21 protein-coding genes are annotated in these 21,594 nt (G+C 58.4%); 12 read left to right on the top strand and 9 right to left on the bottom strand.

The window, feature by feature from the left end; genetic code table 11:
* Position 1: 1 nt before the first annotated feature.
* From fimH to fimA, 5 genes are all read right to left on the bottom strand, one after another.
* Entirely contained in the window at positions 2-1,009 is a 1,008-nt protein-coding gene (gene fimH / locus B498_RS20815; protein ID WP_008499337.1) for a type 1 fimbria D-mannose specific adhesin FimH, read from the bottom strand.
* Positions 1,002-3,563 carry a fimbrial biogenesis usher protein gene (locus B498_RS20820; RefSeq protein ID WP_008499336.1) on the bottom strand — a complete coding sequence of 854 codons (2,562 nt, stop codon included), beginning with the start codon at positions 3,561-3,563 and terminating at the stop codon, positions 1,002-1,004. The genes fimH and B498_RS20820 overlap by 8 nt, the downstream gene beginning before the upstream one ends.
* A gap of 14 nt (positions 3,564-3,577) precedes the next feature.
* Entirely contained in the window at positions 3,578-4,270 is a 693-nt protein-coding gene (fimC, locus tag B498_RS20825) for a type 1 fimbria chaperone FimC (RefSeq protein WP_008499335.1), read from the bottom strand.
* 34 nt (positions 4,271-4,304) lie between these two features.
* The gene (gene fimI / locus B498_RS20830) at positions 4,305-4,850 is read right to left on the bottom strand and encodes a type 1 fimbrial protein subunit FimI (protein WP_008499334.1); all 546 of its coding nucleotides are present in this window, start codon (positions 4,848-4,850) and stop codon (positions 4,305-4,307) included.
* A 68-nt stretch (positions 4,851-4,918) separates the two neighbouring features.
* Positions 4,919-5,482: a type 1 fimbrial major subunit FimA gene (gene fimA, locus B498_RS20835; protein ID WP_008499333.1), complete on the bottom strand. Its 564-nt coding sequence runs from the start codon at positions 5,480-5,482 to the stop codon at positions 4,919-4,921.
* A gap of 309 nt (positions 5,483-5,791) precedes the next feature.
* On the opposite strand from fimA, the gene folD reads away from it, so the two are divergent.
* From folD to B498_RS20860, 5 genes are all read left to right on the top strand, one after another.
* Complete coding sequence (folD, locus tag B498_RS20840; protein ID WP_008499332.1) at positions 5,792-6,658, top strand: bifunctional methylenetetrahydrofolate dehydrogenase/methenyltetrahydrofolate cyclohydrolase FolD; 867 nt, start codon at positions 5,792-5,794, stop codon at positions 6,656-6,658.
* Position 6,659: 1 nt separating this feature from the next.
* Positions 6,660-6,872 carry a ribosome-associated protein YbcJ gene (gene ybcJ, locus B498_RS20845; protein ID WP_004143016.1) on the top strand — a complete coding sequence of 71 codons (213 nt, stop codon included), beginning with the start codon at positions 6,660-6,662 and terminating at the stop codon, positions 6,870-6,872.
* A 283-nt stretch (positions 6,873-7,155) separates the two neighbouring features.
* Positions 7,156-8,655 carry a PTS transporter subunit EIIC gene (locus B498_RS20850; protein WP_008499331.1) on the top strand — a complete coding sequence of 500 codons (1,500 nt, stop codon included), beginning with the start codon at positions 7,156-7,158 and terminating at the stop codon, positions 8,653-8,655.
* A gap of 83 nt (positions 8,656-8,738) precedes the next feature.
* Positions 8,739-9,755 (top strand): Mal regulon transcriptional regulator MalI, encoded by a 1,017-nt coding sequence (malI, locus tag B498_RS20855; RefSeq protein ID WP_008499330.1) that lies wholly within the window; start codon positions 8,739-8,741, stop codon positions 9,753-9,755.
* A gap of 73 nt (positions 9,756-9,828) precedes the next feature.
* Positions 9,829-10,350: a metal-dependent hydrolase gene (locus B498_RS20860; protein ID WP_008499329.1), complete on the top strand. Its 522-nt coding sequence runs from the start codon at positions 9,829-9,831 to the stop codon at positions 10,348-10,350.
* 86 nt (positions 10,351-10,436) lie between these two features.
* Here B498_RS20860 and cysS read toward each other — a convergent pair whose 3' ends face one another.
* Positions 10,437-11,822, bottom strand: coding sequence for a cysteine--tRNA ligase (gene cysS / locus B498_RS20865; RefSeq protein ID WP_008499328.1), 1,386 nt, complete (start codon positions 11,820-11,822; stop codon positions 10,437-10,439).
* 174 nt (positions 11,823-11,996) lie between these two features.
* Between cysS and ppiB the strand changes: the two genes are divergently transcribed.
* The 6 genes from ppiB (at position 11,997) to mnmH (ending at position 16,464) form a co-directional block, all read left to right on the top strand.
* Positions 11,997-12,491, top strand: a complete 495-nt coding sequence (ppiB, locus tag B498_RS20870) for a peptidylprolyl isomerase B (RefSeq protein ID WP_008499327.1) — start codon at positions 11,997-11,999, stop codon at positions 12,489-12,491.
* A gap of 3 nt (positions 12,492-12,494) precedes the next feature.
* Positions 12,495-13,217 (top strand): UDP-2,3-diacylglucosamine diphosphatase, encoded by a 723-nt coding sequence (gene lpxH / locus B498_RS20875; protein WP_008499326.1) that lies wholly within the window; start codon positions 12,495-12,497, stop codon positions 13,215-13,217.
* A 136-nt stretch (positions 13,218-13,353) separates the two neighbouring features.
* The gene (locus B498_RS20880; RefSeq protein WP_008499325.1) at positions 13,354-13,563 is read left to right on the top strand and encodes a YdgH/BhsA/McbA-like domain containing protein; all 210 of its coding nucleotides are present in this window, start codon (positions 13,354-13,356) and stop codon (positions 13,561-13,563) included.
* A gap of 171 nt (positions 13,564-13,734) precedes the next feature.
* Positions 13,735-14,244, top strand: a complete 510-nt coding sequence (gene purE, locus B498_RS20885) for a 5-(carboxyamino)imidazole ribonucleotide mutase (RefSeq protein WP_008499324.1) — start codon at positions 13,735-13,737, stop codon at positions 14,242-14,244.
* On the top strand, positions 14,241-15,308 hold the full coding sequence (gene purK, locus B498_RS20890) for a 5-(carboxyamino)imidazole ribonucleotide synthase (RefSeq protein ID WP_008499323.1): 1,068 nt from the start codon (positions 14,241-14,243) through the stop codon (positions 15,306-15,308). Before purE ends, purK begins: the two co-directional genes overlap by 4 nt.
* An 85-nt stretch (positions 15,309-15,393) precedes the next feature.
* Positions 15,394-16,464 carry a tRNA 2-selenouridine(34) synthase MnmH gene (gene mnmH, locus B498_RS20895; RefSeq protein WP_008499322.1) on the top strand — a complete coding sequence of 357 codons (1,071 nt, stop codon included), beginning with the start codon at positions 15,394-15,396 and terminating at the stop codon, positions 16,462-16,464.
* An 87-nt stretch (positions 16,465-16,551) separates the two neighbouring features.
* Here mnmH and B498_RS20900 read toward each other — a convergent pair whose 3' ends face one another.
* The 3 genes from B498_RS20900 to ybbA all read right to left on the bottom strand — a co-directional run bounded on the left by B498_RS20900 (position 16,552) and on the right by ybbA (position 20,978).
* Positions 16,552-17,697 carry a porin gene (locus tag B498_RS20900; RefSeq protein WP_008499321.1) on the bottom strand — a complete coding sequence of 382 codons (1,146 nt, stop codon included), beginning with the start codon at positions 17,695-17,697 and terminating at the stop codon, positions 16,552-16,554.
* Between the two features lie 183 nt (positions 17,698-17,880).
* A complete protein-coding gene (ybbP, locus tag B498_RS20905; RefSeq protein WP_008499320.1) occupies positions 17,881-20,295 on the bottom strand; it encodes a putative ABC transporter permease subunit YbbP in 2,415 nt (804 codons plus the stop codon).
* Positions 20,292-20,978 (bottom strand): putative ABC transporter ATP-binding protein YbbA, encoded by a 687-nt coding sequence (ybbA, locus tag B498_RS20910; protein ID WP_008499319.1) that lies wholly within the window; start codon positions 20,976-20,978, stop codon positions 20,292-20,294. Before ybbA ends, ybbP begins: the two co-directional genes overlap by 4 nt.
* Between ybbA and tesA the strand changes: the two genes are divergently transcribed.
* A complete protein-coding gene (tesA, locus tag B498_RS20915; RefSeq protein WP_122008371.1) occupies positions 20,946-21,572 on the top strand; it encodes a multifunctional acyl-CoA thioesterase I/protease I/lysophospholipase L1 in 627 nt (208 codons plus the stop codon). The genes ybbA and tesA overlap by 33 nt on opposite strands.
* Positions 21,573-21,594 lie beyond the last annotated feature (22 nt).

Genomic DNA, 21,594 nt, shown 5'->3' with positions numbered 1-21,594 from the left:
CTTAGTCGTAATCCACGCGCAAATGCCCGCGCGAGGTGAAACGCCCTTCCGCTGGCTTGTTGCCCGTCACGCTCACCGGCCAGACGCGGATCCCCACCTTTGCCTGCGCGCTGTCGTCGAGGCGGAACGGAATTTTGCTTGTCAGGTTGTTAGGCGTTAGCGGCGCACCGCTCTCGTTGGCAATGATGAACCCGACGTCCGGGTTATCCGACACCAGCACATTATCAGAGACTTTCTCCGCCTCTACGCGCATCGTCAGCATGGCGTTCGCCTCGACGTTGGTGCATTTGATCGCAATGGTTTTGCTTTGCGATGAGACGCCCTCCGGTTTGTTACCTACGCCCGCCTTGCTGAACAAGGAGGCACCAATGTCGCCGAAATCAAACTCCACCACGTTCCCGGCGTTGATAGCGCAGCTTTGCGGTACCTGAATGGTACCGCTGTAGCTGATGGTATAGACCGGCGTGGTGAGCGGATCCGAGGAGGTGGTGGTGACGTAAACGCGGAACATGGTGGCGCGCGGGATCACGACCATATTAATAAAACGTCGGGTTACCTTAAGGCGGAAGACAAGGCTGGAGTCCTGAACGCCAAACGGTCTGTTTTTGGAGACGTTAGGATGGCTCCCCATCTGGATATAGTTTTTTGGCGGATAAAACACGCCAGCATAGCTGTCCGTGATTTTCATGGCCCCGTCCAGATAGTCATTCAGCTTCAGATACTGATAGCCATCGCTCGTTCCCGTAACCTGATAATCGGTCACATAGCTACGCTTGGTGGTATTCCCGACCGTGCCCTTCGGGCAGACGGCATTCACCCCTACCCACTGCGACTTCTCGCTGAGCGTCACGACCTGTCCAATCTGGTTATTCGAGCTATTGAATTTGTCCGTCAGGTCGTAATGCACTTCCGTCGGCACGCCTTTTTCATTGACGCACACGGTGGCGAATGCATTTGCCGCAGGCAGTAGCGCCAGAAGCGACAAGCCTAAAATGTGGGTTTTATTCACAGCGAATCCCCTTCATTGTGATTGCCTGTTGCAGGCTCTTTTCAGGCAAGCTGTAAGGCGCGCGACACTGGGACTGCGCCCCGTCGCCCCACTGGATCAGCAGCTCGCCCTCCAGCGGCAGCCCGCTCAGGTAAATTTGCCCGTCGTCCCCCACCATGCTGGTGACACCGCTCCGGGTCTCACGGACCACCGCACCAAACGGCACGGGCTGGTTGCCGCGCGTTACCGTCAGCAGGGCGCGCACGCCAATGCGGGTATCAAAGCTGGCGCGCACCAGCGCGCCTTTGGTCGGCACCACGCTGCTCACGTTGTTTTCGATGTCGGTGTTGTTGCTCATGGTGTTGGTATCCAGCGCCACGCGGTTGTAGCGGTAGACGGTGGCATACGGCATCACCGCATAGCCTCGCCAGTCGGTTCTCACGCCGGTCTGGTTTTCCACGCTGACGCCGGATGCCCCCGGCGCTTTGATCAGCACGTTGGTGTCACCCAGCGGCTGGCTGAAGGTCACGCCGTCGGCATGACCGACGACCCCGCCGGAGAGCTGCCAGTTGAGATCGTGCTGATCGTCGCTGTAGTTGTAACCCACGCCCAACGTGCCGTAGGTCGCCTGCCAGTTGGCGCTGGCGCTTCCGCTTGACCCGTTGGTGCTGGTGTGTCCCTGAGTCACGCTGTAGTTCAGGTTGCGGTCCTCCAGCAGCGTGCCGCTGACGCCGGTTTGCCAGCTTGTGTCGCCATCGCTGTTCCGGCTGGCGGATGCCGTGGCGTAGGCACGGTCAATCGCGCTGTCCCGGCGATAGCCCTGACGGGTAAAGATACTGAACGGCACGGAGACGTTAAACGACGCGATCCGGTCGGTGCCGTCGATCCCGACGGATTTGTTCCACGACCACGAAACGGAGTAGTTGATCCCCTTCATGCCCCCCGCATACCCCAGCTGGTACCAGAGGTTCGACTCGTCGGTACCCCAGTAGGTCTGCTCGCTGCCGGAGATATAGACCGAGCCGTAATCCCCCAGCGACTGAGAAACGTTAAGCTGGAAGCGGCCTTTTTTATTCCACGTCAGGTTGTGATAGCTCTGCACGTCCGGCACATCGTTATCGTCCTGGCTGTCGGCATACTGATAGCCTTCCATTGAGCGCCATGCCACATCGTCCAGGGTGTAAAACCCTTTTGTGGAGTAGCGGTAGCCCAGCAGCTGGAAGTTGGTGCCGAAACCGTTAAGGGATTTCGCATAGAGGAAGCGCAGGGACTGTCCTTCATGCTTGCTGTCGTCCGCGAGCTGGCTGCGGGCGTGGGTGATATCGAGCGAAACCGCGCCCCAGTCGCCCAGGTTTTTTCCGGCCCCGACGGCAACCGCGGTATAGCGTGACGCCAGCTGCGTTCCGCCGTAGAGCGTAAAGCCGTTGGCAAGTCCGGTAATCAGGGTGCCCTGGGTGAAGAACGGCGTATCCTGATCGCTGTTACCGCTGCGGTAATCCCCCGCGACGAGGTCATACTTCCAGCGCCCTTCACGCTGCAGAAGCGGCACGGTGGAGTACGGCACGGTATAGCGCTGCTGGGTACCGTCTTTCTCTTCTACCGTCACTTCCAGGTCACCGCTTGAGGAGGTGGGGTTGAGATCGGTAATCGCAAATGCGCCCGGCTGCACATAGCTTTGATAGATCACGTAGCCATTCTGACGCACCACCACTTTGGCGGGCGTCCGGGCGATCCCGCGCACGGTGGGCGCGTAGCCCTGCAGGCTGTCCGGATACATGCTGTCAGACGAGAAGAGCCTTCCGCCGCGGAACCCCATGCTGTCGAAGACGTCATTGCCGGTATTGCTGTCGCCCAGGACCAGTTCGCTTTTCAGCGGGATCACGGTGCGCTGCGCCCAGGTGCCAATATTCTGCCACTCGCTGTGCCGCTGCCCGTTGGTCTGCGTGTATCGCCATGCGCCGTTGTTACGTAAACGCCAGGCGCCGTAGTTCAGCCCGCTCTGCAGGTTGAGGTAATAGCTGTCGTCTTCGCTGCCCCGGTTGCCCGTAAAGCTGTAGTTCAGCAGCGCGGCGGGAATGCCTTCATCCCACTGTTCCGGCGGAATGTAGCCCCGGGCGCTGTTCTGCAATGCCACCTGCGGCAGGCTGACGTTCAGGCGCTGTGAGGCAAAGTTGAATACCGTTTCGCTACCGGGAATGGCCGTGGTCAACGGGACGCAGGCCTCACCCTGGACCTGAGCCAGCTCGGGAAACGCCGCGACGTTGACGCCAAAGCGGTCGAGCATCGCCCGCGTAATACACGGCGATAGCCCGCCCGCCACCGGCGGCGTGTTCTCTGCCTGCTCAAAACGCACGTCCTGAGTCCCGATAAATTCATCGTTACGCCAGATATCCACGCGATAAACGCCGGGTGCCTGCTGGTGTCCTTGTTCAAAACGCGACAAATCCGCCACGCTGGCGGTGTCGTCGGACAGGAAGGCCGGGTTGAAATAGCTTTCGCTCCAGCCAGCCTGCGGCCAGAGCGCAGCCATCAGCGCCAGTGCAACCGGGCAGTAACGTCCCTGATGGTTTTTCATCGCCCTGACTCTGCTCACAGGTTGACGCTACGCGCCGGCGTGATGGCACCGTAGTCATTCACGCTCTGCCAGGAGAGCGTGCCGCCGACACCGGCTGGCAGCACCTGCTGTGCCGCGCTTTTCGGCGCCACCATCAGGTTATCCAGCGTCTTCCCGCCCAGCTTCAGATTGACGAGGGTGATGTAATACGGAGACGCGTTGCTGACTTTGAGATGGTTACCCGCGCGCTCAAACCGCAGCTGGGAAAGCGCCTCTTCCGGCTGCATTGCCAGGTTGTTCGGGCGCACAAACAGCTTGATGCGCGAGAGGATAGCCAGCTGCAGCACGTTATTGTTTTCCGTTTTGGCTTTGTTCACTGACGGGATCGCTTTCACGTTCATGTAAAACAGCGATTCGCGGTCGGCAGGCAGCGCAGGCCCGGCGTAAATAATGCGCAGCGTGTTTTCACTGTCCGGCTCGCTAACAAACAGGGGCGGCGTGACGGCAAACGTTTTTTCTTTTTGCCCGTTCGCATTTTCGATCCACGCGTTAATTAAATAGCGTTCCTGTTTATTGCTGTTGGTGATCGCCAGCGACGTTTGCTTCGCGTCCGCCGGGTAAATAACGCGGGTGGCTCCCAGCGCAATACCGCCGGATGCATTCGCGCAGGCAGAAACCATCATTAAAATAAACGATAAAAAAAGTCCTGGTTTAATTAGGGTATTCATCACAACCGTACCTTTAATAATGTGTTCGCAGGTGTTATGGATAAATCAACGTAAACCAGACATCCGACTGAATTTTGCCTGGCTCGAGGTGTTCGGAAATAGCCCGATAGCGGGCGCTAAAATGGAACGCCAGCTCGCGGGTATCGATCGGCAGCCAGCTGACGGCCGTGGCATTTGGGATAATCTGACGCTGCTGCTCGTCAAAGAGCGCCAGCCCAACGCCGCTGCTGACAGGCGTTTCACCTGGTCGCGATGTCGCCAGAAAGACCTGAGGATCTTCTGCGGGTGTGGCCCCCTGAAACTGGATCCCCACGGTGCGCGAAACATCAACGCTGCAGTCCAGCAGCCGTACGGTGAAAGGCACATTCACCGTGGAAAAACTGCCCACGCCGGAAAATGAATTGGTTCGGTACTGCCCCATATCGATGCGCATATTCTGGCTGTCGGGCGCCACGGCGCAGCCGCCGTTCACCAGTTCACCTCTGAGATGAACCTTGCCGCCTTCGATCACCACGGTATGCGCCGATGCCGGGCAAGCCATCGCAAGGGTTAACAGCAGTAGTGTTCCTGTCCTTGTCATCCTTTGTTCCTGGCAATAGCGTATGACGGGCCTCGTCCCTGAGGCCTGAACATCCCTGTGCGGAGGAATTATTCGTATTTCATAACGAAGGTGGCGTCAGCGTTCGCCTGGCCTGGCTCGGTAGTCGCAGCCGTGGATTTATAACGCGCGGTGAACTTCAGGGTGTTCGTCCCTTCGATCAGCGTCTGCGCAGCAGAGAAGGTCGCACCGTCTGGGGTCAGAACGCTGGATTTGCTGTCGAGGATCTCAATACCCACGCCTTTCGCGGTGTTGTCGTTGCTGCCGGAGGTGACGGCCAGCAGGGTTTTGTCGGTTGGGTCGATCTGACCGGTGAACGCAACAGCGGCAGTTTTGGCCACCAGCGGATCGCAATCGTTCAGTTCAATGTTGAACGGAATATTAGAGGTGGTGTCGCCCACTTTGGTGAATTTCGCGGTACGATACTGACCCAGATTAACGGTCTGCTCGGAAGAATCAGTATTTACTGAACAAGCCGCATTAACCAGCTCACCTTTAAAATGTACGGTACCGCCATTTACGGAAACCGGCGCAGCAGGATCCGCTGCATTTGCGGCACCCGCAACCAGGGCCAAAGTTGCAATAACAGTAGAAGCAATGTTGCTGAGTTTCATGTCTATTCCTTTAAAATGTAAATAACCCTTCCCGCGAAAAATCGGGAATAAGAAATACGTTCAATTGAGTAATTGAAAGCTTATTTCGGAGGAGACAAAGTAGCTCAGGAGGTGATTTTTAAATATGTCAAAACGCTGCCATTTTACCAGGTCACATCCTAATCCCGCCTAAGAAATTGACCATCCCTTAAGAAGGGTTTTTGCGTCTTGCGGATAAAAACGCGCAAAGGGTGACTGACAGCGGGGCTCGCTTCTGACAAAATACACGCATCCCCCCTTTCGAACGTTACAGACGGAATCTTCTCTCTGATGGCAGCAAAGATTATTGACGGTAAAACGATTGCGCAGCAGGTGCGCTCTGAGGTCGCGGAAAAAGTGAAGGCGCGTAAAGCGGCCGGAAAACGCGCCCCCGGGCTGGCCGTTGTGCTGGTTGGCAGTAACCCGGCATCGCAGATTTATGTCGGCAGCAAGCGCAAAGCGTGTGAAGAGGTGGGGTTCGTCTCCCGCTCTTACGATTTGCCGGAAACTACCAGCGAAGCAGAACTGCTGGAACTTATTGACACTCTGAATGCCGATAAAGAGATCGACGGTATTCTGGTTCAGCTGCCGCTGCCCGCCGGTATCGACAACGTGAAGGTGCTGGAGCGTATTGCACCGGATAAAGACGTGGACGGCTTCCATCCTTACAACGTTGGCCGCCTGTGCCAGCGCGCGCCGCGCCTGCGTCCGTGCACGCCGCGCGGTATCGTGACGCTGCTGGAGCGTTATAACATCGATACTTACGGCCTGAACGCCGTGGTCATCGGCGCGTCCAACATCGTGGGCCGCCCGATGAGCATGGAGCTGCTGCTGGCTGGCTGCACCACCACCGTTACCCACCGCTTCACCAAAAACCTGCGTCACCACGTTGAGAACGCCGATCTGCTGATCGTCGCGGTCGGTAAGCCGGGCTTTATTCCGGGCGAGTGGATTAAAGAGGGCGCAATTGTCGTGGACGTCGGGATTAACCGTCTGGAAAACGGCAAAGTGGTCGGCGACGTGGTGTATGAAGATGCCGCCGCGCGCGCCTCTTACATTACCCCCGTACCGGGCGGCGTAGGCCCGATGACCGTCGCAACGCTGATTCAGAATACCCTGCAGGCATGCGAAGAATATCACGACGTAGAGGACGCGTAAGATGGCCACATTTTCATTAGGCAAACACCCGCACGTTGAGCTGTGCGATCTGCTCAAGCTGGAAGGCTGGAGCGAAAGCGGCGCGCAGGCGAAAATTGCCATTGCCGACGGGCTTGTCAAAGTGGACGGTGCGGTGGAAACCCGCAAGCGCTGCAAGATTGTCGCGGGCCAGACCGTGAGCTTTGAAGGCCAGAGCGTGACCGTGACGGCGTAAGCCGTTTGATGCCCGGTGGCGCTGCGCTTACCGGGCCTACGTACTGTCTCCGTTTGTAGGCCGGGTAAGGCGAAGCCGCCACCCGGCAATTTCTATCTCTATCCCCTCACATCCATCAAGGTTATTTATCGATCCACTTCAAATAATCAATATTTCGTCTGTTGAAAAGTGAAAATTCAGTTGCGCGTTTTTCACGCTTTGCCCACGATAAGTAGAACGTTCTACTAAAACGTTCTACTTACAATAACAGCGCCAAAAAAAGCGCTACTCGGGGGAAATCAGCATGAGTCTGATATCAGGGTTTGTTAAATCGCTGTCTAAGTTATCGATGATTGGTCGCGCCTTAATGCTGCCAATTTCACTGCTTCCCGCTGCGGGCCTGCTGCTGGCCTTCGGCGATAAGTTCCATCTGCCGCTGATGATGAACGCGGGCGGGGTTATCTTTGATAACCTGCCGATGCTGTTTGCCATTGGTTCTGCCGTGGGCCTGGCGTCAGAATCCGGCATTGCGGCGCTGTCCGCGGCGGTGTCGGTGTTTGTCACCAATATCACCATCAGCACCGTGCTGAGCATCACGCCGGAAATGGCCTCCCAGGGCGGGAAATACGCCATGGTGGTGGGCATTCCGACGCTGCAGATGGGCGTCTTCGGCGGCCTGATCTGCGGTATTCTCGCGGCCTGGTGCTATAACCGCTTCCACACCATGCAGCTTCCGGAATTCCTTGGCTTCTTCTCCGGCAAGCGCTTCGTGGCGATTGCAACGGCATTCCTCTCGTTCCTGATGGGGCTGCTGCTGCCGTACGTGTGGCAGCATATCCAGGCCGGTATCGACGCCCTCTCCGTGGTCGTTAACGGCGACAACCAGGCGGCCTCGACCTTTATCTTCGGTCTGGTGGAGCGCGCGCTGATCCCGCTCGGTCTGCACCATATCTGGTATCCGTCGTTCTGGTATTCGTTTGGGGATTACACCACCCAGGCAGGCCAGGTGATCCACGGCGACCAGACCATCTGGTTCAAGATGCTGGAAGAAGGGGTGAAATCCTTCAGCAGCGATACCTACCAGAACGCCGGTAAGTTCATGCAGGGTGAATTCCCGCTGATGCTGTTCGCGCTGCCTGCGGCGTGCCTGGCGATGTATCACGAAGCCCATACGAAGAATAAGAAAATCGCGGCCGGTATTCTGTTCTCCGCGGCGCTGACCTGCTTCCTGACGGGGATCACCGAACCGGTTGAGTTTACCTTTATCTTCGTGGCGCCGATTCTGTACGTCTTTAACGCCATCATGGCGGGTCTGGCCTACATGACCATGTACCTGCTGCATGCGCATATCGCCAAGTCGTTCTCTGCAGGCTTTATCGACTATCTGTCATTCGGGATCCTGCCGTCGTTTAACGGCTACCAGACCCACTTCCTGAGCGCCATTATCATCGGCATTCCAATGGGCCTGATTTATTACTTCACGTTCCGCTTTGTGATCCGTCGTTTCGACGTGAAAACGCCGGGCCGCACCGAAGTAACCGCCAACGCGGATGAAAAATCGGATTCCGAGCTCGCGACCGAGATCATCACCCTGCTGGGCGGCGCGCATAACATCGACTCCGTCGGCGCCTGTATCACCCGCCTGCGTCTGGAAGTGGCAAAAAGCGACGCGGTGGATAAAGACGGTCTTAACGGACTCGGCGCGCGCGGCGTGGTGTTTGTCGGCGACAACGGCATTCAGGTGATTTTCGGTGCCAGAGCACAGTTTATCGCCCAGACCATGTCCACCATGATCGGCAAATAATAAGATGCCTGAACGACACGTCTCCTGTACGCTGGGAGGCGTGTTTTATCTGGCTGATAATCGGTAAATTTCAGGGAGCGGTTTTGAAGAAAGTCAGCATTATTGATGTCGCGAAGCACGCGGGCGTGTCGGTTTCCACCGTATCGCTGGTGCTGCGCCAGAAAGGGAAAATCTCAGAGGCAACGATCGAGAAGGTCAACGCTGCCATCAATACCCTGGGCTATGTTCATAACGTTGCCGCTGCCAACCTTCGCGCCAATACCTCCAACCTGATTGGCCTGATCCTCCGCGACTTTAGCGACAGCTTCTCCATCAAGGTGATGGCGAGCATTGTTCAGGATCTTGAAAAACAGGGATATATGGTTTTTCTCGGTCAGCCCCAGAACGACCATGACCAGCTTGAGCGCTGCCTGCTGTCGTTTAAGCAGCAGGGCGTCGCCGGGGTGATCTATCTGGCCTCGGATACCCGCACCTCTACCCTGCCGGAAAAGATTCGCCACTGCCCGCTGCCGCTGGTGGTGGTTTCTCAGTCGCTGCTGGATGAAAAATGCAATCTGGTGATGCGCGATAACCGGCAGGCGGCCAGTCTGGCGGTGCGTTATCTTATCGAGCGCGGTCATCGTAATATCGCCTACATAGGCGGACGGGAAGGCTGCCTTATCCGCGAGCAGCGCCTGCTCGGCTTTCGCAGCGCGATGGCGCAAAACGGGCTGGTCTGGCGCGATGAATACTCGCCGGCCTGCAGCGATGACACGCTGGCAGCGGGTTTTGCCACCCGCCAGCTGCTGGAAAAAAACAACACCATCACCGCCCTGCTCTGCCACTCGCCGGATGCCATGATCGGCTCCATCTCCGGTATTCATCAGGTCGGGCGTACGGTGGGTAAAGATGTGTTTCTGACGCAGCAGGTCGCCCTGGTCGGTTTCGAAGATATGCTCCACGTGAACCTCACTTCGCCCTCGTTTACCTACGTCTCGTCCGCCAGCGAAGAGACGGGGCGTCAGGCGGCCGGGCTGATTATTCGCACGCTGAAGGAGCCGACGCTGCAAACCCAGCGTATTACGCTTTCCGGACAGCTTATCGCACGCGAGTCGGCGTAAAATCAGAATTTCGCACAGGTTTTTTAGCGCGGAATGACTGCTATATTTCCATGATTTGCCATGGATAATCACAATGCCTACCGTTATTACGCACGCTGCTGTTCCGCTTTGCCTGGGCTTAGGCCTGGGGACAAAAGTTATCCCACCCCGCCTGCTGTTTGCCGGTATTGTCCTCGCCATGCTGCCGGACGCCGACGTGCTGGCGTTTAAGTTCGGCGTCGCGTACGGCAACGTTTTCGGCCATCGCGGCTTTACCCACTCCCTGCTTTTTGCCTTCGTGGTGCCGATACTTTGCGTACTGACTGGACGACGATGGTTCCGGGCCAGCCTGACGCGGTGCTGGCTGTTTTTAACCGTGTCACTGCTGTCGCACAGCCTGCTGGATTCGATTACCACAGGCGGGAAAGGCGTCGGCTGGCTGTGGCCGTGGTCGGATGAACGCTTCTTTGCGCCGTGGCAGGTGATTAAGGTCGCGCCGTTTGCGCTCTCACGCTATACCACGCCGTACGGGCATCAGGTGATTATTTCAGAACTGCTGTGGGTGTGGCTGCCGGGTGTGGTGCTGATGGGGTTGCTGTGGTGGAAAAGAAGGTAAAAAAAAGCCGGGTGGCGGCTGCGCCTTACCCGGCCTACTTTTGCCCGTAGGCCCGGCAAGCGTAAGCGCCACCGGACGTTACAGACTTACTTACGGCGCCAGGTCGTTCCCTGCGGGCCGTCTTCCAGAATGATGCCCATCTCGGTCAGACGGTTACGCGCCGCATCGGCCGCCGCCCAGTCCTTCGCCTGACGCGCTTCCAGACGCGCCTTGATCAACGCTTCAATCTCCGCCACTTCACCGTCGTCCGCCTGCGCACCGCTCTGCAGGAACGCGTCCGGCTCCTGCTCCAGCAGGCCGAGCACGGCAGAGAGCTTACGCAGATGGGACGCCAGCGCATTCGCGGCCGCCATATCCTCGGACTTCAGGCGGTTCACTTCGCGCGCCATGTCGAACAGCACGGAGTAGGCTTCCGGGGTGTTGAAGTCGTCGTTCATCACCTCAACGAAGCGCGCTTCGAACGCTTCGCCGCCTGCCGCCGGAACAGACCTGTCGGTTCCGCGCAGCGCGGTGTACAGACGCTCCAGCGCCGAGCGCGCCTGCTTCAGGTTCTCTTCGCTGTAGTTCAGCTGGCTGCGATAGTGGCCAGACATCAGGAAGTAGCGCACGGTTTCCGCGTCGTAATACTTCAGCACGTCGCGCACGGTAAAGAAGTTACCCAGCGATTTCGACATCTTCTCGCGGTCAACCATTACCATCCCGGAGTGCATCCAGTAGTTCACGTACTCGCCGCCGTGGGCGCAGGTGGACTGCGCGATTTCGTTTTCGTGGTGCGGGAACATCAGGTCTGAACCGCCGCCGTGAATGTCGAAGTGCTTGCCCAGCTGCTTGCAGTTCATCGCCGAACACTCAATGTGCCAGCCCGGACGGCCGTCGCCCCACGGGGATGGCCAGCTTGGTTCACCCTCTTTGGACATCTTCCACAGCACGAAGTCCATCGGGTTACGCTTCACGTCAACCACGTCAACGCGGGCACCGGCCTGGAGCTGGTCCAGATCCTGACGGGAAAGCGCACCGTAGGTTGGGTCCGTCGGCACGGAGAACATCACGTCGCCGTTGTCGGCAACATACGCGTGACCGCGGGCGATCAGCTTTTCGGTGATCTCGATGATTTCGTGAATATGGTGGGTCGCGCGCGGCTCGCTGTCCGGACGCAGAATATTCAGGGCGTCGAAGTCTTTGTGCATCTCAGCGATCATGCGATCCACCAGCGCGACAAAGCTTTCGCCGTTTTCATTCGCGCGCTTGATGATCTTATCGTCGATGTCGGTGATGTTGCGCACATATTTCAGCTTGTACCCCAGAAAACGCAGGTAGCGTGACACCACGTCGAAGGCGACAAAGGTACGGCCATGGCCAATGTGACAGAGATCGTAAACCGTAATACCACACACGTACATGCCGACTTCCCCGGCATGGATAGGTTTAAATTCCTCTTTTTGGCGCGTCATTGTATTAAAGATTTTTAACATCGAAGATTCCATGTAAACACGTGTGTGGTTGAAAACCGGCTATTCTACCCGTAATTCAAACCCGAAGCAGCACACAATGCAAGGTGATCGCATCCTGTGGTTATGCTATAACAAGCCCCTATAGATGACCCGAAGGCGGGTCGACGTACCACAATAACGGAACAGGATGCAAAAATGGTTACTTTCCACACTAATCATGGCGATATCGTAATCAAAACCTTTGATGACAAAGCGCCTGAAACAGTTAAAAACTTCCTGGACTACTGCCGCGAAGGTTTCTACAACAACACCATTTTCCACCGCGTGATCAACGGTTTCATGATCCAGGGCGGCGGTTTCGAACCTGGCATGAACCAGAAAGCCACTAAAGAGCCGATCAAGAACGAAGCGAACAACGGCCTGAAAAACACCCGCGGCACGCTGGCGATGGCACGTACTCAGGCGCCTCACTCTGCTACTGCACAGTTCTTCATTAACGTGGCGGACAACGACTTCCTGAACTTCTCCGGCGAAAGCCTGCAGGGTTGGGGCTACTGCGTATTCGCAGAAGTGGTTGAAGGTATGGACGTGGTTGACAAGATCAAAGCCGTCTCTACTGGCCGCAGCGGTATGCACCAGGACGTTCCAAAAGAAGACGTTGTGATTACCAGCGTGACCGTCAGCGAGTAATTGGTGGCGACACTCTTTATTGCGGATCTTCATCTGCAAACAGAAGAACCGGCGATAACCGCCGGTTTTCTGCGTTTTTTACGCGGTGAAGCGAAAAGCGCTGATGCGCTGTACATCCTGGGCGACCTCTTTGAAGCCTGGATTGGCGACGACGATCCTAACCCGCTGCACCGTGAAATGGCCGCCGCCATTCACGCGCTGGTGGATTCGGGCGTCCCCTGCTACTTCATTCACGGCAACCGTGATTTCCTGATCGGCAAGCGCTACGCCCGTGAAAGCGGCATGACGCTGCTGCCGGAAGAACAGGTGCTCGACCTCTACGGCCGCAAGGTCCTGATCATGCACGGCGACACGCTCTGCACCGACGATACCGGCTACCTGGCGTTTCGCGCCAAAGTCCACACCCCGTGGATCCAGAAGGTGTTCCTTGCCCTGCCGCTCTTTATCCGCAACCGCATCGCCGCCAGAATGCGCGCAGGCAGTAAAGCCGCCAACAGCAGCAAATCCATGACCATCATGGACGTCAATCCACTGGCGGTCGTGCGGGTAATGGAAAAGCATGACGTTCAGTGGCTGATCCACGGTCATACCCATCGTCCTGACGTGCATTCCCTTATCGCCAACGGCCAGCCCGCACACCGCGTTGTATTGGGTGCCTGGCACACCGAAGGTTCTATGGTCAAAGTCACGCCTGAGGGCGTGGAGCTGATCGCGTTTCCGTTTTAACCCCCTCAACATCATTCTATTTTTTTGAACAATATCGGCAAATTGTTTCGATTTTAATCCGCCCGTGGTCGGCCTATTATTTATCACATCAGGGCAACACGCCCTATCCCAGACAAAACACTTAAGGAATACGACGATGAAATCCATCAAAACTTTCGTTGCAGTTGCGGCTCTCTCCCTGGTTTCTTTTGGTTCTTTCGCGCAGAGCGTGAGCGCAACCGCCTCTACCCTTGACCGCGCAGAAGCGAAAATCGCTGCACAGGCTGCTGAACAGGGTGCGTCTTATAAAATCACCAGCGCGAAGGTCGATAATCGCGTGTATATGACCGCAGAACTGACGAAATAATGATTGCCCCTCGACGAAAACAGACCGCCAGAAAGCGGTCTGTTTTGTTATGAACTGATGGCAACAACGGCTCAAGATTTAACCGCGCAACCGTTTTCCTTGCCCGTATAACATGCTATCCTCTGTGCCCTCGAAAGCAGTGTGTTTCGCACCACAGGAGTTTTAAGACGCATGTCTTCCCGCAATAATCCGGCGCGTGTCGCCATCGTGATGGGGTCCAAAAGCGACTGGGCTACCATGCAGTTCGCCGCCGAAATCTTTGACATCCTGAATGTTCCGCACCACGTTGAAGTGGTCTCTGCACACCGTACGCCGGACAAACTGTTCAGCTTCGCCGAAAGCGCCGAAGAGAACGGTTATGAGGTGATCATCGCCGGTGCGGGCGGCGCAGCACATCTGCCGGGCATGATTGCCGCCAAAACCCTGGTGCCGGTTCTGGGCGTACCGGTTCAGAGCGCCGCGTTAAGCGGTGTGGACAGCCTCTACTCCATCGTTCAGATGCCGCGCGGTATTCCTGTCGGCACGCTGGCGATTGGCAAAGCGGGTGCCGCAAACGCCGCCCTGCTGGCCGCGCAGATCCTGGCGACGCACGATAAAGACTTACATAAGCGTCTGGCGGCGTGGCGTAAAGCCCAGACCGACGAAGTGCTGGACAACCCGGACCCGCGGGGTGCGGCATGAAGCAGGTTTGCGTCCTTGGTAACGGCCAGTTAGGCCGCATGCTGCGTCAGGCCGGTGAGCCGCTGGGTATTGCCGTCTGGCCCGTCGGGCTGGACGCCGAGCCAGAAGCCGTCCCATTCCACCAGAGCGTGATCACCGCCGAGATTGAACGCTGGCCGGAGACCGCTCTGACCCGCGAGCTGGCGCGTCATAACGCCTTCGTTAACCGCGACGTGTTTCCGATCGTTGCCGACCGCCTGACGCAAAAGCAGCTGTTCGACAAGCTCGGCCTCGCGACCGCGCCGTGGCAGCTCCTGTCCGATAAAAGCGAGTGGAACGACGTCTTCGCCATGCTGGGCGAGCTGGCGATCGTGAAGCGCCGCGTGGGTGGCTACGACGGCCGCGGCCAGTGGCGCCTGCGCGCAGGCGACACCGCCGAGCTGCCGAATGACTGCTACGGCGAGTGCATCGTTGAGCAGGGCATTAACTTCAGCGGTGAAGTCTCGCTGGTTGGCGCGCGCGGGCATGACGGCCGCACGGTGTTTTATCCGCTGACGCATAACCTGCATCAGGACGGCATTCTGCGCACCAGCGTCGCCTTCCCGCACGCCAATGCCGACCAGCAGGCGCAGGCGGAAGAGATGCTCTCTGCCATCATGCACGAACTCGGTTATGTCGGCGTCATGGCGATGGAGTGCTTTATCACCCCGTCCGGTCTGCTGATCAATGAACTTGCGCCGCGCGTGCACAACAGCGGCCACTGGACGCAAAACGGCGCCTCCATCAGCCAGTTTGAGCTGCACCTGCGCGCCATTACCGACCTGCCTCTGCCGCAGCCGGTGGTGAACAGCCCGTCGGTGATGATCAACCTGATCGGCACCGATCTGAACTACGACTGGCTGAAGCTGCCGCTGGTGCATCTGCACTGGTATGACAAAGAGGTCCGCGAGGGTCGTAAAGTCGGCCACCTGAACCTGAACGACAGCGACACGGGCCGTCTGAGCGCCACGCTCGAAGCCATGATCCCGCTCCTGCCGCCGGAATACGCGAGCGGTATTGTCTGGGCACAATCTAAGCTTAAATAGTTCTCCCTCCGCCGGGGAGTTGACCTCCTCTTTCCCCGGCGTACAATTCCCGCCCATTGCTGCTTAGCTTTCTTCTGGAATAACCATGAACGATGGAACGGACTATCGCGCGATCCTCGCGTCCGATACCCCTTTAATCGACGTTCGCGCGCCGATCGAATTTGCCCAGGGCGCGATGCCAGCGGCAGTCAACCTGCCTTTAATGAACGATGACGAGCGCGCCGCCGTCGGCACCTGTTATAAACGTCAGGGACCGGACGCCGCGCTGGCGCTCGGCCATCGCCTGGTGAGTGGCGACACGCGTGAGGCCCGCATCAACGCCTGGCGCGAAGCCAGCCTTGCCCATCCTGAGGGCTTTCTCTGCTGCGCGCGCGGCGGCCAGCGCTCGCATATCTCGCAGGCCTGGCTGAAAGAGGCGGGTATCGACTATCCGCTGATCCGCGGTGGCTATAAGGCCCTGCACCAGACGGCGATTCAGGTGACCATCGAGCAGTCGCAAAAGCCGATGGTGCTTATCGGCGGCTGTACCGGGAACGGTAAAACCCTGCTGGTGAAGCAGCACGCGCAGGGTATCGATCTGGAAGGGCTGGCGCACCATCGCGGCTCGTCATTTGGCCGCACGCTCACGCCGCAGCTTTCTCAGGCCAGCTTTGAAAATCACCTTGCGGTTGAGCTATTGAAAAAAGACGCCGCGCGCTGGGTGCTGGAAGATGAAGGCCGGATGATTGGCTCCAACCACCTGCCGGCCTGCCTGCGCGACCGCATGGTTGAAGCCCCTATCGTGGTGGTCGAGGATCCGTTTGAGATCCGTCTTGAACGCCTGCGCGAAGAGTATTTCGACCATATGTGGGCGGACTTTTCTGCCGCCTACGGCGAGGATGCGGGCTGGAAAGAATACAGCGAGTACCTGCATCACGGCCTGTTTGCCATACGCCGCCGTCTTGGGCTGCAGCGCTTTGCGGAATTTACCGCGCTGTTAGACTCCGCGCTGCTGGAACAGCAACGCTCTGGCCGCACTGACGCGCACTTCAGCTGGCTTGTACCGCTCCTGAACGACTATTACGACCCGATGTACGGCTATCAGCTGGAGAAAAAGGCGGAAAAGATTGTGTATCGCGGGACGTACGAAGAAATTGCTGAGTGGCTTGATCGCTGAAAAAAGCCGGGTGGCGGCTACGCCTTACCCGGCCTACGCGTACTGTTGTAGCCCCGGTAAGCGCAGCGCCACCGGGGAACAGACGGCTTAGAAGTCGTAACGCAGACGCACCAGGTTCATGTCGCCCAGGTTGTCGGTGCTGGAGGTGAACACGTGTTCGTAATCCACGCGGAAACCGTAATCCAGCTGGAAGCTGATCCCCACGCCGTTGTCGATGCGCTGGTAGTTACGGCCGTTCACGTACTCAATGCGGTCACCCATGAAGTAAGGCTGGATGGATTTCACCGCGTACTGACCGACTGGGAACTTGTACCCTGCGAAGTACTCAATACCCCACGCGTCGCCCGCAAAGTAGTCGTTAACAGACACTTTTTTGGTGGTCAGGAAGTTCTGGTACCAGCCGCCGCCTGCGGAGAAGGTCCAGTTGTCCGGGGTCCAGCTCAGCGCGGTACCGAGAATGTTCTGGTCGTAGGTTTTGCTGTCGCCGTTGTCCGGGTTACGCATGTCGGCGCGGGTGTAGTTCCACGCGGCGCCCCAGGTCAGGTCGGTAGTCAGGTGGTAATCCAGGCCCAGCGAGCCGCCGCCTTTACGCTTGTAGCGCAGGCCGTTGCCCGGCAGGTATTCGCTGTCTTCAAACAGGTAGGATGCATAAATGTCCGCATCGCCCACGGTTTTCTTATATTTCAGCATCTGGCGTGAACGGTAAGAGCCGTCGTAATCGCCGTTGATCCCGTTACCCGGTGCCTGAGCGATCATGTCGTAGTCCCAGATATCGGTTTTCGCGCCCACCACATCATAGTAAACGCTGTTCTGTTGACCGAAGGTCAGCGTACCCCAGGTGTCGCTCTTCAGACCGGTATAGAGCATACGACGCGTGGTGTCGTGTGCGCCTTCGGCGTAGTGATGATCCCAGTTAAACTGCGCAGGAATATTCACACCCAGCTCGTAGTAGCTGATCCAGCTGATGTCATCAAACAGGTAGTAATCTGCTGCGAAACGGAAGCGAGTGCCGCCGTCAAAGCCGTTACGCTTGTAGCTGTTTTTACCATCGTCGCCGGTCATGTTCTGGAACTGAGGACGAATACTGCCGCCAACGGTGAAGTTCAGGCGGCTCAGCGGGTTACCCGCCTGAGGATCCTGCTTAAGAACGGTGATTTCCGCCTGAGAAGCGAAGGTCGTTAATGCCACTGCCGCGCCAATCGTTGCCGCCAGCGCTGATTTTTTTATAGTCATTATTTTTCCTTAATAGACACGCTGCTAAATATTTAGCGGGTGAATATTAACTGGAAACAATCGGGCTGTGTGGACGGGTTTTTAATGTTTTGTGCTACTAAATGAGTGGGTATTATCACTTTGTGCTATTCAAACACTACGCACCGGCATAAAAATCCGGTGCGTAATTATCACTATACTAAATCAACTCGCAAACTGACGGAACAGGGCTTTGCCCTTTAACAGCCGCGTGCCGAGCCAGCCTCCGCAGAGAGAAAGCAGCCCCGCGCCGCACAGAGGCAGAGTCAACCAAAGACGCCAGTCAGGCTCCCACGGGAAGTCGAAGACCTTTGTCTGCAGCACCGCCAGCGCCGTCTCTGCGCCAATGGCGGCCACCAGACCGGCCACCAGCCCCAGCAGCGCAAACTCGCTCCAGAGCGTCATTCGCAGCAGCCGCTTACCCGCCCCCAGCGTGCGGTAAACCACCAGTTCCTGATGGCGCTGGCGCATGCCCACCTGCACCTGGGCCAGCAGCAACAGCACGCCGCAGATCGTCACCAGCACCACCATGACCTCCAGCGCGCGGCTCACCTGCTCCAGCACCTGCCCCACCTGTTTGAGGATCGCGCCGATATCCAGCAGGCTGACCGTCGGAAACTCCCGGTTGAGCTGGGTCAGCATGCCGTTGCCGTTTTCCCAGCGGAAGCTGGTCAGCCAGCTCTGTGGCTGCCCGTCCAGCGCCCCCGGCGGGAAGATAAAGAAGAAGTTGGGCCGCAGGCTTTCCCAGTCCACTTTACGCAGGCTGGTGACTTTCGCGGTGAAATCCTGGGTATCGCCGGTGAAGGTCACGCTGTCTCCCAGCTTCACGTTCAGCCGCGTCGCCAGCCCCTCCTCCATCGACACCTCTCCCGCTTTTGGCGGCCAGGTGCCGGCGGTTATCGGGTTGTGATCAGGGCGTTTATCCTGCCATGTCAGATTCAGCTCGCGGTTAAGCGACTCGTCCTTATTCCCCTCCGTTGGCTGGCCGTTGATCTGCGTCAGACGCGCGCGAACGATGGGATAGAACGATTCGGGGATGATGTGATGCTCCGCCAGGAAGCCCTTCAGCGGCGTAACCTGCTCAGGGGCGATATTGATCAGGAAATAGTTCGGGCTTTCCGGCGGAAGCTGCTGCTGCCAGCGGTCGAGCAGATCGCCGCGCAACACCAGCAGCAGCGCCAGCAGCATAAACGACAGCGAGAACGCCGACAGCTGGCTGAGCGTAGACCAGGGCTGGTGCAGCAGACGGTTGACCGCCAGGCGCACGGGCAGGGATTTTACCGTCACCCTTTTCAGGAGGTTGAGCAGTATCCAGCCCAGCACGCCGCACAGCAGCGCCAGCACAACCGCCCCGGCCAGCACCGCCCACAGCAGCGTGCTGCCGCCCATCAGCCACGCCAGCAGCCCCACCGCCACCGCAATAATCACCGGAAGGTAGAACTTCAGCGGCCAGACGTTCGCCACCACATCGTTGCGAAGCACGCGCAGCGGCTGCGTGGCGAGCAGCAGGCGGTAGGGCCGGAGCCCCACCAGCACCGAGATCACCGTCATCGCGCCCATCGCCCACAGCCACGGCCAGAGGCTGGCCGGCGGCAAGGCGGCCGGAAGCACCGGCTTCAGCATCACCATCAGCAGCTTTTCAAACAGCATCCCGATTATTCCGCCGGTCAGCGCCGACAGGACCAGCAGCATCAGCCACTGGCCGACGATCAGCTTGCGCAGCTGCGCCCGGCCCGCCCCGAGGGTTTTGAGGATCGCCACCAGGTCGTAGCGGCTGCGGCAGTAGTGCCCCATCGCCACGGCCACCGCCGCCACCGCCAGCAGCAGGGTCAACAGGGCCGACAGCAGCAGGAACTGCTGAGAGCGCTCCAGAGATTTACCGAGCGCCCCCTCGTCCTGCTCCAGCCCGTACCAGCGGTGTTCCGGTTTGAGCTGCGGCAGAAGCCATTTTTCATACGCGTCAAGCTGGGCGGGCGTGCCGCCAAATTTATAGCGCCAGGTAACGCGGCTGCCCGGCTGTACCGCATGGGTGGCCGCGACATCCGCGGTGTTCATCAGCAGGCGCGGCGCAAGCTGGAACGGGTTAAAACCGCCGTCGGGCTCCTGCACCACTTCCCCGGCGATTTTCAGCGTGGCGTCGCCGACGTCGATACTGTCGCCGGGTTTGAGGTTCAGCAGCGCCATCAGACGCGATGCCAGCAGCACCGTACCGGGCGTCGGCTTTAACCCCGGCGGACTGGTCTGTAAGTCACCGTACATCGGGTAGATATCATCGACGGCCTTGACGCTCGCCAGCTGCGGCATGTCGCCCGCGAAGGTCATGGTCTGGAAGGTGAGCTGCTCTCCCACCTTCAGCCCTTCTTTGCGCGCTGCTTCAATCCAGCCCGGCGGCACGGGGCGGGAGCTTTCCAGCGCCCTGTCCCCCGCCATAAACTCCCGGCTCTGCTGGCTGAGCCCTTTTTCCATGCGGTCGCTGACGCTGCCGAGCGCCAGCACGCAGGCCACCGCCAGGCTGAGCGCCAGCCAGACAATCAGCAGCGAGGGCGACCGCCACTCGCGCCAGAACCAGCGGGTAATCATGCTTCCTCCTGCAGAACACCGTTCACCAGCCGCAGGCGACGGTCGCAGCGCGCCGCGAGCTGCGGATCGTGGGTGACGAGGATCAACGTGGTGCCGTGCTCGCGGTTGAGCGAAAACAGCAGGTCGGCAATCCTGTCGCCGGTTTTACGGTCAAGGTTGCCGGTAGGCTCATCGGCAAACAGCACCTCAGGGCGGCCGTTAAACGCGCGGGCCAGCGCCACGCGCTGCTGCTCACCGCCGGAAAGCTGGGCGGGAAGATGGTCGAGACGTTTCCCCAGACCGAGCTGTTCCAGCAGCGCCTTCGCATGCGCGCGGCTTTCACGGCTGTTTTCACCGCGCAACAGCGCCGGAAGCTCGACGTTTTCCAGGGCGTTCAGGGTTGGGATCAGCATAAAGGACTGAAAGACAAAACCAACGTGACGCGCGCGCAGCGCGGCCCGCGCCTCTTCATCAAGCTGATGCAGCGGCTGCCCGACAAGGTGGACCTCGCCGCTGCTGCCGTCGTCCAGACCGGCTAAAATCGCCAGCAGCGTGGACTTGCCGGAACCGGATTCGCCAATCAGCGCGATGGTTTCAGCGCGTTTGACAACGAGTTCAACTCCAGTAAGGATGGAAAGCTCGTGTTCCCCCTGACCGACGGACTTCTTAAGATGATGAACTTCAACACTGTTTTCCGCTGGCATTTGCCCTTCCTGTTTTTGATTCTGATGACCTTCCGCGCGGCGGCAGCGGACACGTTACTGGTTCTCGGCGACAGCCTGAGCGCAGGCTATCGCATGGCGGCTGGCGCGGCCTGGCCCGCTCTGCTCAATGACAAATGGCAGAGCAAAACGCCTGTAATCAACGCCAGCATCAGCGGCGATACCTCACAGCAAGGTTTATCGCGCCTGCCTGCGCTGCTCAAACAGCATCAGCCGCGCTGGGTGCTGGTTGAGCTCGGCGGTAATGATGGCCTGCGCGGTTTCCAGCCACAGCAAACGGAGGATACGCTGCGCACCATTTTGCAGGAGATCAAGGCGGCAAACGCCCAGCCGCTGCTGATGCAAATTCGCCTGCCCGCCAACTACGGTCGTCGGTATAATGAGGCCTTTAGCGCGATCTACCCCAAGCTTGCCAAAGAGTTTGATATTCCGCTGCTGCCATTTTTCATGGAAGAGGTCTATCTCAAACCCCAGTGGATGCAAGACGACGGGATCCACCCCAATCGCGATGCGCAGCCGTTTATTGCCGACTGGATGGCAACGCGGCTGGCTCCTTTAGTTAAACATGACTCCTGATTAAGCGGAGATCCTGACAGGT

Origin of the sequence: Enterobacter sp. SST3, assembly GCF_000286655.1 — a bacterium.
Lineage (GTDB): Bacteria > Pseudomonadota > Gammaproteobacteria > Enterobacterales > Enterobacteriaceae > Enterobacter > Enterobacter roggenkampii.
Note: the sequence above shows the minus strand (reverse complement) of the source record. Positions and strands in the feature narration are given on the sequence as shown.

Bases quoted from the DNA above. Each gene is read 5' to 3' on its own strand.
- B498_RS20820 (WP_008499336.1), bottom strand. From the start codon at position 3,563: ATGAAAAACCATCAGGGACGTTACTGCCCGGTTGCACTGGCGCTGATG.
- fimC (WP_008499335.1), bottom strand. From the start codon at position 4,270: ATGAATACCCTAATTAAACCAGGACTTTTTTTATCGTTTATTTTAATG.
- fimI (WP_008499334.1), bottom strand. From the start codon at position 4,850: ATGACAAGGACAGGAACACTACTGCTGTTAACCCTTGCGATGGCTTGC.
- fimA (WP_008499333.1), bottom strand. From the start codon at position 5,482: ATGAAACTCAGCAACATTGCTTCTACTGTTATTGCAACTTTGGCCCTG.
- folD (WP_008499332.1), top strand. From the start codon at position 5,792: ATGGCAGCAAAGATTATTGACGGTAAAACGATTGCGCAGCAGGTGCGC.
- ybcJ (WP_004143016.1), top strand. From the start codon at position 6,660: ATGGCCACATTTTCATTAGGCAAACACCCGCACGTTGAGCTGTGCGAT.
- B498_RS20850 (WP_008499331.1), top strand. From the start codon at position 7,156: ATGAGTCTGATATCAGGGTTTGTTAAATCGCTGTCTAAGTTATCGATG.
- B498_RS20860 (WP_008499329.1), top strand. From the start codon at position 9,829: ATGCCTACCGTTATTACGCACGCTGCTGTTCCGCTTTGCCTGGGCTTA.
- cysS (WP_008499328.1), bottom strand. From the start codon at position 11,822: ATGTTAAAAATCTTTAATACAATGACGCGCCAAAAAGAGGAATTTAAA.
- ppiB (WP_008499327.1), top strand. From the start codon at position 11,997: ATGGTTACTTTCCACACTAATCATGGCGATATCGTAATCAAAACCTTT.
- B498_RS20880 (WP_008499325.1), top strand. From the start codon at position 13,354: ATGAAATCCATCAAAACTTTCGTTGCAGTTGCGGCTCTCTCCCTGGTT.
- purE (WP_008499324.1), top strand. From the start codon at position 13,735: ATGTCTTCCCGCAATAATCCGGCGCGTGTCGCCATCGTGATGGGGTCC.
- purK (WP_008499323.1), top strand. From the start codon at position 14,241: ATGAAGCAGGTTTGCGTCCTTGGTAACGGCCAGTTAGGCCGCATGCTG.
- mnmH (WP_008499322.1), top strand. From the start codon at position 15,394: ATGAACGATGGAACGGACTATCGCGCGATCCTCGCGTCCGATACCCCT.
- B498_RS20900 (WP_008499321.1), bottom strand. From the start codon at position 17,697: ATGACTATAAAAAAATCAGCGCTGGCGGCAACGATTGGCGCGGCAGTG.
- ybbP (WP_008499320.1), bottom strand. From the start codon at position 20,295: ATGATTACCCGCTGGTTCTGGCGCGAGTGGCGGTCGCCCTCGCTGCTG.
- tesA (WP_122008371.1), top strand. From the start codon at position 20,946: ATGATGAACTTCAACACTGTTTTCCGCTGGCATTTGCCCTTCCTGTTT.
- ybbA (WP_008499319.1), bottom strand. From the start codon at position 20,978: ATGCCAGCGGAAAACAGTGTTGAAGTTCATCATCTTAAGAAGTCCGTC.